The sequence below is a fragment of the Bradyrhizobium sp. Arg816 genome (assembly GCF_029989365.1).
In the GTDB taxonomy this organism is placed as follows: domain Bacteria; phylum Pseudomonadota; class Alphaproteobacteria; order Rhizobiales; family Xanthobacteraceae; genus Bradyrhizobium.
This window is the reverse complement of the sequence record NZ_JAPRAQ010000011.1, coordinates 48,833-62,281: the sequence shown is the minus strand read 5'-3', so window position 1 is coordinate 62,281 and position 13,449 is coordinate 48,833. Positions and strand designations below refer to the sequence as shown.

Sequence of the window (13,449 nt, the reverse complement as noted above, 5' to 3'; positions counted from 1 at the left end):
CGGACGCGCTGCAGCGTGAAACGCTGCTGCGCAGGGCCGGGACCCACACTTCTCCACGGGTCGCGGCCAGACTGGGTCCCGGTTCAGCGGCGCAGCGTTACACGCTGCACCGCGCCCGGGACACGGGCGCACGTGATGCCGCCCCCTCACACCATCCGCAACACCACCGCCCCCAATGCCCCCGCCCACAGCGCAATCGCTGCGATGCCCTGGATCGCAAAGCCCGGGCCGCGCTTTGCCGCCGCCTTCGAATAGCCGATGAAGTAGACGATGCGGCCGATGATCCAGACCGCGCCGATCCCGGCTGCAATGGCGTCGCCGACATAGATCGCGAACAGCCAGAGCGCCGGCAGGAAGACCGGCATCCATTCCAGCGTGTTCGCCTGGATGCGGAAGGCGCGCTCGAAATCAGGGTGGCCCGACATCGCCGGCACCTTGACACCGGTCTTGGTGCGCGAGCGCGAGACGTTGATGCAGGTGAACATATAAAATGCGATCGCCAGCAGTGTGACGAGGGCGGTGAGATGATACATCGCGGATCCTTCTGAGGAGGTCGCGCTTCAATAGCCGGTCAGCTCGAGATAGCCAACGCCGTCATGCGTGCCGGCAAAGCTGATTGGCCCTTCCCAATAGGAGAAGCCTGTCCCCATCCAGGCTTTTGGATTAAGCGGCTTGCAGGCAATCGAGAGCGATCGTGAGGGGATCGCGATCTGCCATTCCACCGGAAGCTTGCGACCCGCGATCTCGGCGGTCGCTTTCGGACTCATCTGGATATCGCCACCCGCGATCATCTGCGTGTCGCCCGCGGCGCTGATCCAATTGCCGAATGGATAGTCCTGGCCGTCCTTCTGGCGCAGCCGGTACAGCATCAGCTTGTCGCCGGATGCGAGATGCAGCGACAGCCAGTCCCAGCCGGTCTGGTCGGCATCGAGCGGCTGGCTGCTCCACTCGCGGTCCATCCAGGCCTGGCCCGAGACATCGACGGATTTGTCGTCGATCATGAGGCTGCCGCGCGCGCGGTAGAACGGCTGGCTGTAATAGTAGGACGCCTGCCCGCGCTCGGACTTGCGGCTGTAACCGTGATCACCTTGCAACACCACCGGTCGATCGGCCTCTAACGTCAGCGCGTAGCTGAAGTCGGGGCCCGATGCTTTCAGCGCCAGCGGTGCCAGGGCGCGATCGTCGGTGCGCTCAAAACCCTTCATCTCCCAATCATCGATCCACGCCGCAAATGGCTTTGCCGTGACGCCGGCCTGCCCGATGCCGCCGCGGGAAAACACCTCGTTGAAGCGGTGGGTGTCGGCGCGCGTCACTGCCGCATGCGCCATCCAGATCTGCTGATTGGCCCAGCCCTCTCCTTGCGGGCCCGGCTGCGCCGCCTGGCGGAACAGCGTCCATTGCAGGCCGCAGGCCGCACCGCTGCTATCGACGAGGTTCGCCGTGAGATACCACCATTCGATGCGGAACTCCGGATGCGGGCCGTGATCGGCCGGGAAGCTGAACGTCTTTCCCGGTGTCACCTTCGCAAAGCCGTCGGCGGTCTCGCCGAGCCCGGCATAGCCTTGCGCGCCGGCGCGGCGTGCAGCCGCGAGGGCGGCGATACCGCCGGCGAAGGCGCGCCGCGAAATCCTGTCAGCGCTCATTGGCAAACACCTTGACGAGGCTCGCCGGCTGCATCCGCGCCAGTCGTATCATCGGCAGCAGGGCGGCAAGCAGCGAAGCGACCAGCGCGACCGCGACCAGCTCGACCAGCTGCAGCGGAAACACGTGGAACGGCAGCCGCCAGCCGAACGCCTTCACATTGACGATCACGATCAGGCACCACGCCACCAGCAATCCGAGCGGCACGGCCAGCAGCGAGGTGAACAGCGCAACCGACAATGTCTTGGTCAATTCGATCGCGGCAAGGCGCGGCCGCGTGATGCCGATCGCCCACAGCGGCGCGAGCTGCGGCAGGCGCGAGTTTGCCAGCGTCAGCAGGCTGGTCAAAAGCGCGATCCCGGCCACGCCGAGCGTGAAGGCATTCAGCGCCGACGTCACCGCAAAGGTGCGGTTGAAGATCCGGATCGATTCCGCCTTCACGGTCGCCTGGTCGGCGACGCTGCGGTCGTCGAGCGCGAACTGCTTCTGCAAAGCTGCGATCAGGCCGGGGATATTTTCCTTCGCGACGATCAGGCCGATCCGCGTCTGCGGCGTCTGCGGGAAGTGCCGGATCAACGCCGCGACATTCACCGCGAGCTGCCCCTTGGGGTTGCCGTAATCGGCATAGATGCCGGCGATGTCGAGCTCCCAGGTGCCACCCGGTGCCGGCACCTCGATGACATCGCCGACGCGGACGTTGAGGCGGCGGCTCAACTGCTCGCTGATGAAGGCGGCATTGCCCGGCACGAGCTGGGTCCAGGCGCGCGGCGCGGTCTCCAGCAGCGGCCAGCGTTCGCGATAGAGCGCGTGATCGGGCAGGCCGAGCAGCTCCACCGGCTGGCCCTGCACCTGCGTATCGGCGCGTCCGCCCGACAGGATCGCCTGCACGTCGCTGCGCTCCTTCAGCCAGCCCCGGATCGCTACGCCTTGCGCATTGTCGGAGGCGCTGATGTAGACGTCGGCGGCAAGCCGCCCGTTGAGCCAGCCGACGAAGGTACGGCTGAAGGTCTCCACCATGGTGGACACGCCGACATTGACGGCCAACGCGAGCAGTAGCGCCATCAGGGCCAGCGACAAGCCGGAGAGCTGTTGCCGGCTGTCCGCCCAGAACCACAGCGCCAGCGGCCCCTTCGCCCAGCGCTGGCCAACGAGCAGGATGATCTCGAGGAATGCCGGCAGGATCAGCGCCGCGCCCAGCATCAGCGCCCCGAGCACGCCGAATCCCGCAATCAGCGACTGTCCGTAGTGAAGCAACAACAGCGCGACCGCAAACACGGCGCAGGCCGCGCCGCTCTGCAGGACCAGCCAGCGGCGCTGCCGCTGCTGCCAGGCGTACGGCTGGGCAGTCGCCAGCACCGGCATCCTGATCGCCTTGATCAGGCTGGTCGCGGCGGCCACGAGTGCACCCGCAATGCTGATGCCGATACCGGCAAGCCACCATTCGGAGCGCAGTGTGAGCTGGCCCGGGATCTGCGCGCCATACAGCCCGCGCAGCGACGCCGCGACGTCGGGCAGCAGCGCAGCCGCGATGAAATAGCCGCAGGCGAGCCCGATCAGCCCTGCGACCAGCGCCAGTGCCACCAGCTCGACCACCAGCACGGTGTTGACCAGACGCGCCGAGGCGCCGCAGGCCCGCAACGTGCGCAGCATCGGCAGCCGCTGCTCGAAGGCGAGGCCGACGGCGGAGTTGACGATGAAGAGACCGACGAAGAAGGACAGCAGGCCGAAGGCGGTCAGGTTGAGATGGAAGCTGTCGGTGAGGCGCTCCAGCTCCGTCTCCGCATTCGGCTCGACCCGCTGCAACTGCTCGCCAACGACGCTCGCCAGCGGCGCTGGCTTGCCCCTGGGCTTGCCGACCAAAAGCCGCGACACCTGGTCCGGCTTGTTCAGCAGCCGCTGCGCGACGCCGATGTCGACGACGAGTACGCCGGACACGAGCTGCGGCAGCACGCGCAGCGGCGGCAGTTTTGCGCCGCTGCTGATCGGCGGTGCCGCGCCTTCCTGTTCCTGCAGATCGCTCAGCGTCTCCCGCGCCACCAATGTCTGGCCGGGCGACGCAACAAAACTGCTCAAATCCGAGGCGCCGAGGCGCGGCGCGTTGCCGACGTCGGCCGGCATCGTCACCGGCTCGATGCCGAGCAGCCGCACCGAACGCCCATTGACCTGGACGCGGCCTTCCAGCACCGGCGAGACCGGCCAGCCCGCGCGGCGAAGTTTTATGAACAGCTCCTGCGAAAAGGTCGCGGCATCAGGCGCCACCAGCATCGCCGTGCGCACGCCGCCGAACGTCGCCGCCGCGCGATCATAGGCATTGCGGGCCTGCTGGTTGATCGCCTGTACGCCGCTCCACAGTGCGGTCGCCGCGATCAGCCCGATCAGGAGCGTCGCGAACTGCATCTTGTGCCGTCGCCAGTGGCTCAGCAGCACCGCGAGGACCCACAGCGCGCGCCTCATGCGATCCGCCCCGCATGCAAGGTGACGTGGCGGTCGAGCGTGCCGGCGAGATGCAGGCTGTGCGTCACCATCAGGAAGCCGCAGCCGGTGCGCGTGACGAGATCGCGCGTCAGCGCCAGCACGTCGTCGGCGGTATCCTCGTCCAGATTGCCGGTCGGCTCGTCCGCGAGCAGCAGCGACGGCTTTGTCGCCAGCGCCCGGCCGATCGCGACCCGCTGCTGCTGGCCGCCTGATAATTGCTCTGGATAACGCTTGAGCAGATTGCCGAGCCCGAGCCGCTCGATCAGCTCCTTTGACCATGCCGCATCGTGACGGCCGGCGATCCGCGCCTGGAAGGCCAGATTGTCGGCGACCGAGAGGCTCGGGATCAGATTGAACTGCTGAAAAACCAGGCCGATGCGGTCGCGCCGCAGCTCGGCCCTGCCCGCGTCCGAGAGCTTGGTGACCTCGGTGTCCTCCAGGCGAATTGTGCCGCTGTCGGCCGCGTCGAGACCCGCGATCAGGTGCAACAGCGTGCTCTTGCCGCTGCCGGACTCGCCGGTCAGCGCGACGCGCTCGCCGGCCTGGAGGTCGAGATCGACACCGCGCAGCACATGGACCGGCTCGCCGGCCGAGGAGAAGGTCTTTGAGAGGTTTCGGATGCTCAGCAAGGTCAATGCGCCGGACGGAATTAACTCAATGCTGCGTAGCACACTTGCCGTGGAAATGCCGGGGTTGCGTTGGCCTTGAAGCCGTTGTTAGCTCCCAAGACGGCCAAATCAAAAACGTGCCGACAAAAAGACATACGGGGAGAATGATGAGCGCTCAGGGAACGCCCGACGTTGCGGGCAGGACGGCAGGGGAAGCCAAGGCAACGCCGAAGGGCGCCTGGACCGTCACTTTTCTCCTCTTTCTCTTCATGGTGGTGAACTTCGCGGACAAGATCGTCGTCGGTCTCGCCGGCGTGCCGATCATGACCGATTTGAAGCTCGATGCCGAACAATTCGGCCTGCTCGGCTCCTCGTTCTTCTTCCTGTTCTCGATCTCGGCCATCGTGGTCGGCTTCATCGTCAACAAGGTGCCGACGCGCTGGGTGCTGCTGACGCTGGCGGTGATCTGGGCGCTGGCGCAGTTCCCGATGGTCGGCACCGTCTCGTTCACCACGCTTCTGATCTGCCGCATCGTGCTCGGCGCGGGCGAGGGACCTGCCTTCTCGGTCGCAGCCCATGCCATCTACAAATGGTTCCCCGACGAGAAGCGCACGCTGCCGACCGCGATCCTGTCGCAAGGCTCGGCCTTCGGCGTCATCCTGGCCGTGCCGGCGTTGAACTGGGTCATCGTCAATCATTCCTGGCACTACGCCTTCGGCGCGCTTGGCGTCGTCGGACTGCTCTGGGTCTGCGCCTGGCTGACGTTCGGCAAGGAAGGACCGCTCGAGGATACGCAGGTTCTCGCCGTCACGGAGCCGAAAATCCCTTATGTGCAGCTGCTGACCTCGCGCACCTTCCTCGGCTGCGTGGTCGCGACCTTCGGGGCCTATTGGGCGCTGTCGCTCGGCCTCACCTGGTTCACGCCGTTCATCGTCAAGGGCCTGGGCTTCTCGCAGAGCCAGGCCGGCTACGTCTCGATCCTGCCCTGGGTGTTCGGCGCGACCGTCGTCATCCTCACGGGGTGGGTCTCGCAGGTGATGATGGCGCGCGGCTACACGACGCGCATCTCGCGCGGCGTGCTCGGCTCGGTGCCGCTGATCATCGGCGGCCTGATCCTGGCGATGATGGCGCATGTGCAGGGCGCGGGCCTGCAGATCGCGCTGCTCGTCGTCGGCTCCGGCCTGTGCGGCGCGATCTATGTCGTCTGCCCGCCGATGCTCGGCGAGTTCACCCCGGCCTCGCAGCGCGGCGCGGTCATCGCGATCTACGGCGCGCTGTACACGCTGTCGGGCATCATCGCGCCGAGCGTGATGGGTGCCGTGATCCAGCGCGCCGGCAACATGGTCGACGGCTATCTGACCGGCTTCACCATCAACGCGGTGGTGATGGTCGGCTCCGGTGTCATCGGTCTGCTGCTGCTGTGGCCGAACACGGAAAAGGCCAGGCTGAGCCGCGGTGCGGCTCCGCAGGCCGCGGCACTGAAGGGCGCGGTGTCGCCGACGTAAGGGGCGGTCTTCTGACCCTCCCCTGGAGGGGGAGGGTCGATCGCGCGAAGCGCGAGCGGGGTGGGGTGATCCCTCCGCTCGGGCACTGTTGGATGTGGAGAGACCGTCACCCCACCCCGCTACGCATTCCGCTTCGCTACATGCGTAGCGACCCTCCCCCTCCAGGGGAGTAAGCGGCAGCCTCGCCTAATTCACCCCCTGCGCACCCCGGACCAACTTGCCCGGCCGGCGTCCCGTGGCCTCACCGTGCCGCCGCGTTACCACGCCCGACACGATCGTCGCGTCATAGCCGTCGACATCCTGCAACAGCCGCCGCCCACCGACCGGCAGATCGTAATGCACCTTCGGCGGATGCAGATGCAGCCGGTCGTAGTCGATCACGTTGACATCGGCCTTGTAGCCGGGAGCGACAAGCCCGCGATCGGTGAGGCCGACCGAGAGCGCGGTCTTGCGCGACTGCGCGGCGACCACGAAGGGAATCGTAAGCTTCTCGCCGCGCGTGCGGTCGCGCGTCCAGTGCGTCAGCAGATAGGTCGGGAAGCTGGCGTCGCAGATGATGCCGCAATGCGCGCCGCCGTCGGAGAGGCCCGGCACCGATTGCGGATCGATCAGCATCTCGCGCGTCGCGTCGAGATTGCCGTCGGCATAATTGAGGAACGGCACGTAGAGCATGCCCTTGCCCTCATCCGACAGCATCGCATCGTAGGCGAGCTCTTCCGGCTGGCGGCCCTGCTTGCGCGCCTGCGGCCCCAGCGCGTTCTCCGGCGGCTGCTCGTAATCGGGGGGATCGCCGAGCAGGAACATCTTGTCGTAGTTGGGCCGGAAGAACAGCGGATCGTCGGTCGCGGTCGCCGTCTCGCTCAAAATGGCCTTGCGCACGTCGCTCTGATGCAGCCGCGCCAGCCGCTCCTTCAGCGGCAGATGCGCGATGGCCTTGTAGCTCGGATGGGTCTGGAACGGATTGCGCGACAGCTCGAGCCCAAGCAGCAGGCCGACCGGACGCGCCGCGATCTGCGCGGTGATGGAAAGGCCGCGCTTCGCCGCCGCATTGATCTCGTCCAGCGTCTGGCGCCAGCGGTTTGGCGCCTTGTCGTTCTGCGTGATCGAGAACGAGATCGGGCACTTTGTGGCATCCGCCACCCGCAGCATCATCGGCAAATCTTCGTGGAGGGTGGAGAGATCCAGCACGAATTGCAGCACGCTGCGGCCCTCGCGATGCATCGCGCCGGCAATGGCGGTGAGCTCGTCCTCGCCGGCTTTCAGCGTCGGCGTGAAATCGCCGGTCGAAGTGCGGTGGTTGAGCGTGCGCGAGGTCGAGAAACCGAGCGCGCCGGAGCGCACCGCTTCGCCCGCGAGTCTCGCCATCGCGGCGTTGTCCTCCGCCGTCGAGGGATCGCGGCGCGCGCCGCGCTCGCCCATGACATAGACGCGCAGCGCCGCATGCGGCAGCTGCGCGCCGACATCGATGTCGAAATCGCGCTTCGACAGCCAGTTCATGTAGTCCGGAAAGCTCTCCCACGCCCAGGGAATGCCGGCGCTCAGCACCGGCTCGGGAATATCCTCGACGCCCTCCATGAGCTGGATCAGGCGGGTGTGGTCGGCAGGCTTGCACGGCGCGAAGCCGACGCCGCAATTGCCCATGATCGCGGTGGTGACGCCGTTCTGCGACGACGGCGTGATGTCCTGGCTCCAGGTGACCTGGCCGTCATAATGGGTGTGGACGTCGACGAAGCCCGGCGTGACGAGCTTGCCGCGCGCGTCGATCTCTTCGTTGCCTTTGCCTGCGACCTTGCCGACCTCGGTGATCTTGCCGGCGCTGATGGCGACATCGGCCTCGAACAATTCGCCGCCGCTTCCATCCGCGACGGTGCCGCCGCGGATCACGAGATCAGGGGTGCTCATGGTGTTTCTTCCCGTTGGCTATTTGCTTGGGTTGTTTTGCTTGAGCGCATTTTCGGGCGCGCAAGCGAAGTGTCAACCGCGGGGAAGTGCGCTCAGGGTTGCGTGGCAGCCTTGGCAGCCTTCCGCTCAGTGAACGGTGACAGCACCACGGTTGCCACCATGAAGATCACGGACGCTCCGAACACCCAGTGTGGCGCGCTCTGGTCCATGATCCAGCCGAACAGCAGCGGGCTGACGATGCCGCCGAGATTGAAGCCGGTGGAGACGATACCGAAGGCGCGGCCCGCCGCACCCGGAGGCGCGGCATTGCGCACCAGCATGTCCCGCGACGGCGCGATCACGCCGGAGAGAAAGCCCGCCATCATCATCGCGGCCGTCAGCATCCAGCCGGGCAGCGTGACCAGCGCGATCAGCAGCACGATCGCTGCGTTCGCGGCAAAGCAGGCCGCGGCGACATAGCCGTGGCGCGCGGTGTGGTCGGCGAGGAAGCCGCCGGCGAGCACGCCTGCGGCGCTGGCGGCGAGGAACGCGGTGAGCGCGACGTTGGCGGCGGAGTAGGACGCGCCGTAGCCGCTCATCAGCGCCACCACGCCGAAATTGTTGATGCCGGCGACCGACAGGCTGAGCAGCATGAACAGCGCGGTGAGCGTGATCAGCGCCGGCGTGATCACGGCCTGCTTCGGCGCGTTTTCGTTGCCCGGCTTGGTCTTGTGCGCGCCGGCATCGGGAATGTTCATGACGACCAGCAACAGGGCCACCAGCACGGCGATCGCGCCCGACGCGATCAGCGCGCCGGTGCCGCCGGAGACGGTGACGAGCGCCGCGACGATCGCCGGCGCCACCGCGCCGCCGAGATAGCCGGCAAAGGTGTGGACCGAGAAGGCGCGGCCCATCCGCGCCTCATCCATGTGCTCGGCCAGGATGGCGTAGTCGGCGGGGTGGTAGACGCTGTTGGCAAGACCCAGCAGCACCGCGCAGGCAATCAGCGAGGCATAGCTGAGATGCAGGCCGAGCAGGATGAGCGCGAAGCCGCCGAGCGTGAGCCCGGCCAGCAGGATCTTGCGCGCGCCAAAATGGTCGACGAGATAGCCGGTCGGCGCCTGCGTCAGGCCGGATACGACCGCTGAGACGGTGAGCGCGAAGCCGAGCTCGATATAGCCGACGCCGAGCTGGCTCTTCAGGAACGGAAACAGCATCGGCAGGACCAGCAGATGGAAATGGCTGACCCAATGCGCGATCGAAATCCCGGTCAGCGTGCGCAGCGCGCTGTCCGCCTTGCCTTGTTGCGGTGCGGCGAGAACGTCGACCATTGCAGTTCCGTTTCACGTCCTAAAGGGGGACGCGCAAACTATCGGGGAGAGCCGTTATTTGTCCATGAACGCGGGCGCATGGCAGGTAGCGCGGGTGGGGGCGTTATGATCGCGATGCTTGCTCGACGGTACAGTGGGCCACGCTGCGCTCCCTCCCCCGCAAGGGGGGAGGGAACGCACCGTTCGTGCGGCAAGCTCACACACTCACAACGGCTCGTCATCCGAACCGTAGCGGTCGCGTTTCGGCGTCGCGATATCGCCGTCGTCGCAATCGTCGTCGTCGTCGAGCGGAGGCAGGGGCTTCTTCGCCTTGTCGTCCGCTTGCTTGTTATCGGCGACTTTGGGCGGCTTGCCCGGCTTGCCAATCTTGGCCATGGGTGATCCCGGATGGTGATGCGTCATCCGCTTCTACCCCCAAAATATGTGCGGTTCCTGACTTACCGCAAGAAGGGGGGCGTCAGTGCACCACAGGCCCGCCGGCCTTCTTCCAGGCATCGATGCCGCCGGCGATGTGGGCGGTGTTGGAAAGGCCGGCTTCCTTGGCGGCGGCGACAGCCATCGCCGAGCGTTCGCCGAACGCGCAGAAGAACACGACGCGGCGGCCGGTGGCGGCCGCGACCTCGCGCAGCATGCCGCCGGGCTTCAGGCTGTCTTCAACGGACGGATAGGGCGTATGCAGCGCGCCTTCGAGCATGCCGTGCTTTATCCGCTCATTGGTCTCGCGCAGATCGACCAGCAGGATGTCGGGACGGCCGAGGATGCGGATCGCCTCGACGGCGCTGACTGCGCGGCCCTCTTTCTCCAGCTCCTCCTGATGCAGGCCGACATGCATGTTGGCGGGCACCGCGACGTCCATCATCTTCGGATTGGGCAGCTTCAGGTTCGCCATCAGCTCGATATATTCGTCGACCGAACGCACCTGGAGCCGCGGATTGTAGCGCTTCTCCTCGCCGATGGTGGAGACGGTGTCGCCCTTGTAGTCATGCGCCGGGAACACCATCGTCTCGTCCGGCAGCTTGAGCAGGCGGTTGAAGATCGACTCGTATTGCGCGCGCGACGAGCCGTTCTGGAAATCGGTGCGGCCGGTGCCGCGGATCAGAAGCGTGTCGCCGGTGAAGACGCGGTCACCCATCAGATAGGAGTAGGAATCGTCGGTGTGGCCGGGCGTGTACATCACGTCGAGCGACAGGCCCTCGATCGTCACCTTGTCGCCGTCGGCAACCCGCATCGCCACCACGTCGGCCTTGGTCTGGTCGCCCATCACGGTCATGCAATGGGTGCGGTCGCGGAGCTCGCCGAGCCCGGTGACGTGGTCGGCATGGAGATGGGTGTCGACGGCTTTCACCAGCTTGAGGTCGAGCTCGCGCAACAGTTGGCAGTAGCGGTCGACCTTTTCCAGCACGGGATCGAGGATCAGTGCCTCGCCGCCGGGGCGGCTGGCGAGGACATAGCTGTAGGTGCCCGAAACGCTGTCGAAGAGCTGGCGAAAGATCATGGCAAGACCCGGGGTGGAACTGGTTCCCAAGATTCTACTACGCCGTGGGTCGGAAAGAGAAGCAATTCACTGTGTGGAGAGTAAAATTTAGAAGATTCTTATTGCGGGGGGGTGGGGCTGAGGTGCCCGCCACATGCTCGCTGTCATCGCCCGCGAAAGCGGGCGATCCAGTATTCCAGAGGCGCCGAGAGGTACGGAGAAGCCGCGGCGTACTGGATTCCCCGCTTTCGCGGGGAATGACAGCGGTGGATGAGGCGCGCCAGCGCCCCTACGGCCGCACCACCGTGTACCCGTTCTCCGCCAGGAACAGGATCTGCCCGACCCCGACCTGCACCGGCGTCGCAGCGGGGATGAACTCAGGCCGTTTTCCGGTCTCCCGTTCGATCGTGTCGACCGTGTTGAGGCAGATATCGAAGCGCACGCCCTGCGCGATCAGGCTTTCGACCTGCTTGCGCCGCTCGCTGCCGGTGGACAGGAGATCAATGCCGGGGCCGAACGCCACCACCTCGATCGCGACCTTGTCCGGATCGTAGGCCTTCAGGAGATTGTTGGCGACGCTCAGCACCAGCGCCTGCTTCTTCACATCGCCGTCGGAGAGCTGAAGCACGATCTTGTGCTCGGCGAACGGCTTGTCCTGGAGCGGCACCTGCTGTGCCGAGGCCCATGGCGTGGCGGCGAAGGCGAGCGCCGCCAGCAGCATCGCGCGACAGGTTTGCCACCGCATCATCCCTGTCCTGCAATGCCAGGATTGCCCTCGACGCCCTTCAGCGTCACGCCGGAGCCGAGCCGCTCCTGAAACATCCGGCCCGAGCGCAGATATTTGGCGACGACATCCCACACCGGCGCGCCCTGCTGCCCGTTGACCGAGGCCCAGCCCGCGACCTTGTAGCGGTGGCTCGCGCTGAGCGCCTTGCCGCCATTGAGCTTCAGCTCGGAGATGCGGCTGCCGATCGCAGCCGTCGGCGTGCAGGTGTAGCTGAGCCCGCCGGCGCGCACCATGTCGCCGCCCTGCTGGTAATAGGGGTCGGGATTGAAGAGGTTGTCGCAGATGTCTTCCAGCACCTCCTTGATCTGGGCGCCGGTCATCTCCTGCACATAGGTCTCGGGATAGGTGATCGCGGTTTCCGCGAGCACATCCTCCATGGTCAGCGGCTGGCCGGACAGTGCGGTGACGCCCCAGCGGAAGCCCGGCGACAGCGCGATCTCGGCATCGAGTTCGCTGCGCAGCGCGGTGCAGATCAGCTCGTCGACGGGGCCGGCGAAATTGTCGCGGCGATACAGCAGGCGGTCGGGCGTTGCGATCTTCTCAGACCAGTCGGTGACGTGCGGCGCGCGCACCCGGCCGATCAGCTCGGCCATGCCAGGGTCGGGCTTCAGCAGCTCGGAATAGACCGGCAGCAGGTGATACCTGACATCGCCGACCTTGCCCTTGTCGAGCGCGAGATCGAGGACACCCAGAAATTTCCCGTTGGAGCCGGCATTGGTGACGAGCGTCGTACCGCTCGCGTTCTTCACCGCGATGGGCTGCGGGATCGCATCATGGGTATGGCCGCCGAGGATGACGTCGATGCCGGTGACGCGGCTCGCGAGCTTGAGATCGACGTCCATGCCGTTGTGCGACAGCAGGATGACCGCATCGACCTTCTCAGTGCCGCGCAAGGCATCGACATGTTTCTGCAACTCCTCCTCGCGGATGCCAAAAGTCCAGTCCGGCGTGAACCGCTTGGGATGCGCGATCGGCACATAGGGGAAGGCCTGGCCGATGATCGCAACGCGATGGCCGCCGAGCTCCTTGATCATCGAAGGCTTGAACACGCGCCCGCTCGCCTTGTCGAAAGCGGGAGCGTCGTTGAACGCGGCCTCCTCGGTCAGGAACACGTTCTGCGCCAGAAACTCGCCCTTGAAGCGCTCGAGATTCTCACGCAACACCTGCTCGCCATAGGTGAATTCCCAATGCCCGGTCATCGCCTCGATACCGAGCAGGTTGGCGACCTCGACCATGTCGCGGCCCTGCATGATGTTGGCAAGCCCGGTGCCCTGCCAGAGGTCGCCGCCGTCGACGAGCACGGAGCGCTTTTCGCCGGCATCGCCGCGCAAACGGTCGACCAGCGTCTTCAGATGGGCGAACCCGCCGAGCTTTCCGAAGCGGCCCGCGGACTTCTCGAACTCGAAGCAGCTGAAGGCATAGGCATCGGCGCTGTCGGGCCGGATCCCGAACCGTTCGAGGAAAGCGCGGCCAACCAGATGCGGCGGCCGTCCTGCCATCTCGCCGATGCCGATATTGACGCTGGGCTCGCGGACATAGACCGGGTTGAGCTGCGCGTGCGTGTCGGTGGTGTGCAGGATGCGCGCATTGCCGAACCGTTCGAGGTCGTAAATGCTCGCGGTCTCGGCGCCGCGCGCGAGCCGCGGCAGGCTGAGCGATGTGGCGACAGCAGCGGTGCTCTTCAGGAAATCGCGGCGGCGGATGGCCATCCAGAAATTCTCCGCGCCTCTCAACGGCAATTCGACGG

At 66.1% G+C, this 13,449-nt stretch carries 11 protein-coding genes; 1 reads left to right on the top strand and 10 read right to left on the bottom strand.

Features of this window, described 5'->3' with window-relative positions; genetic code table 11:
* Positions 1–146: 146 nt before the first annotated feature.
* From OWC48_RS25735 to OWC48_RS25720, 4 genes are read right to left on the bottom strand one after another with little or no spacing between them, the layout of a single operon-like run.
* Complete coding sequence (locus OWC48_RS25735; protein ID WP_282522473.1) at positions 147–533, bottom strand: MAPEG family protein; 387 nt, start codon at positions 531–533, stop codon at positions 147–149.
* Between the two features lie 27 nt (positions 534–560).
* Positions 561–1,643 carry a lipocalin-like domain-containing protein gene (locus OWC48_RS25730; protein ID WP_282522472.1) on the bottom strand — a complete coding sequence of 361 codons (1,083 nt, stop codon included), beginning with the start codon at positions 1,641–1,643 and terminating at the stop codon, positions 561–563.
* Entirely contained in the window at positions 1,633–4,095 is a 2,463-nt protein-coding gene (locus OWC48_RS25725; protein WP_282522471.1) for an FtsX-like permease family protein, read from the bottom strand. Before OWC48_RS25725 ends, OWC48_RS25730 begins: the two co-directional genes overlap by 11 nt.
* On the bottom strand, positions 4,092–4,745 hold the full coding sequence (locus OWC48_RS25720; RefSeq protein ID WP_282522470.1) for an ABC transporter ATP-binding protein: 654 nt from the start codon (positions 4,743–4,745) through the stop codon (positions 4,092–4,094). Before OWC48_RS25720 ends, OWC48_RS25725 begins: the two co-directional genes overlap by 4 nt.
* 146 nt (positions 4,746–4,891) lie before the next feature.
* Here OWC48_RS25720 and OWC48_RS25715 point away from each other — a divergent pair, with 146 nt between their 5' ends.
* Entirely contained in the window at positions 4,892–6,229 is a 1,338-nt protein-coding gene (locus tag OWC48_RS25715; protein WP_282522469.1) for an MFS transporter, read from the top strand.
* Between the two features lie 186 nt (positions 6,230–6,415).
* Here OWC48_RS25715 and OWC48_RS25710 read toward each other — a convergent pair whose 3' ends face one another.
* From OWC48_RS25710 to soxB, 6 genes are all read right to left on the bottom strand, one after another.
* Positions 6,416–8,131 (bottom strand): amidohydrolase family protein, encoded by a 1,716-nt coding sequence (locus tag OWC48_RS25710; RefSeq protein ID WP_282522468.1) that lies wholly within the window; start codon positions 8,129–8,131, stop codon positions 6,416–6,418.
* A 92-nt stretch (positions 8,132–8,223) separates the two neighbouring features.
* Complete coding sequence (locus OWC48_RS25705; RefSeq protein ID WP_282522467.1) at positions 8,224–9,441, bottom strand: MFS transporter; 1,218 nt, start codon at positions 9,439–9,441, stop codon at positions 8,224–8,226.
* A 204-nt stretch (positions 9,442–9,645) separates the two neighbouring features.
* On the bottom strand, positions 9,646–9,816 hold the full coding sequence (locus OWC48_RS25700) for a hypothetical protein (RefSeq protein WP_282522466.1): 171 nt from the start codon (positions 9,814–9,816) through the stop codon (positions 9,646–9,648).
* Positions 9,817–9,898: 82 nt separating this feature from the next.
* The gene (locus tag OWC48_RS25695; RefSeq protein WP_282522465.1) at positions 9,899–10,936 is read right to left on the bottom strand and encodes an MBL fold metallo-hydrolase; all 1,038 of its coding nucleotides are present in this window, start codon (positions 10,934–10,936) and stop codon (positions 9,899–9,901) included.
* Between the two features lie 268 nt (positions 10,937–11,204).
* Positions 11,205–11,663, bottom strand: coding sequence for a hypothetical protein (locus tag OWC48_RS25690; RefSeq protein ID WP_282522464.1), 459 nt, complete (start codon positions 11,661–11,663; stop codon positions 11,205–11,207).
* Positions 11,660–13,411 (bottom strand): thiosulfohydrolase SoxB, encoded by a 1,752-nt coding sequence (gene soxB, locus OWC48_RS25685; RefSeq protein WP_282522463.1) that lies wholly within the window; start codon positions 13,409–13,411, stop codon positions 11,660–11,662. The genes OWC48_RS25690 and soxB overlap by 4 nt, the downstream gene beginning before the upstream one ends.
* Positions 13,412–13,449 lie beyond the last annotated feature (38 nt).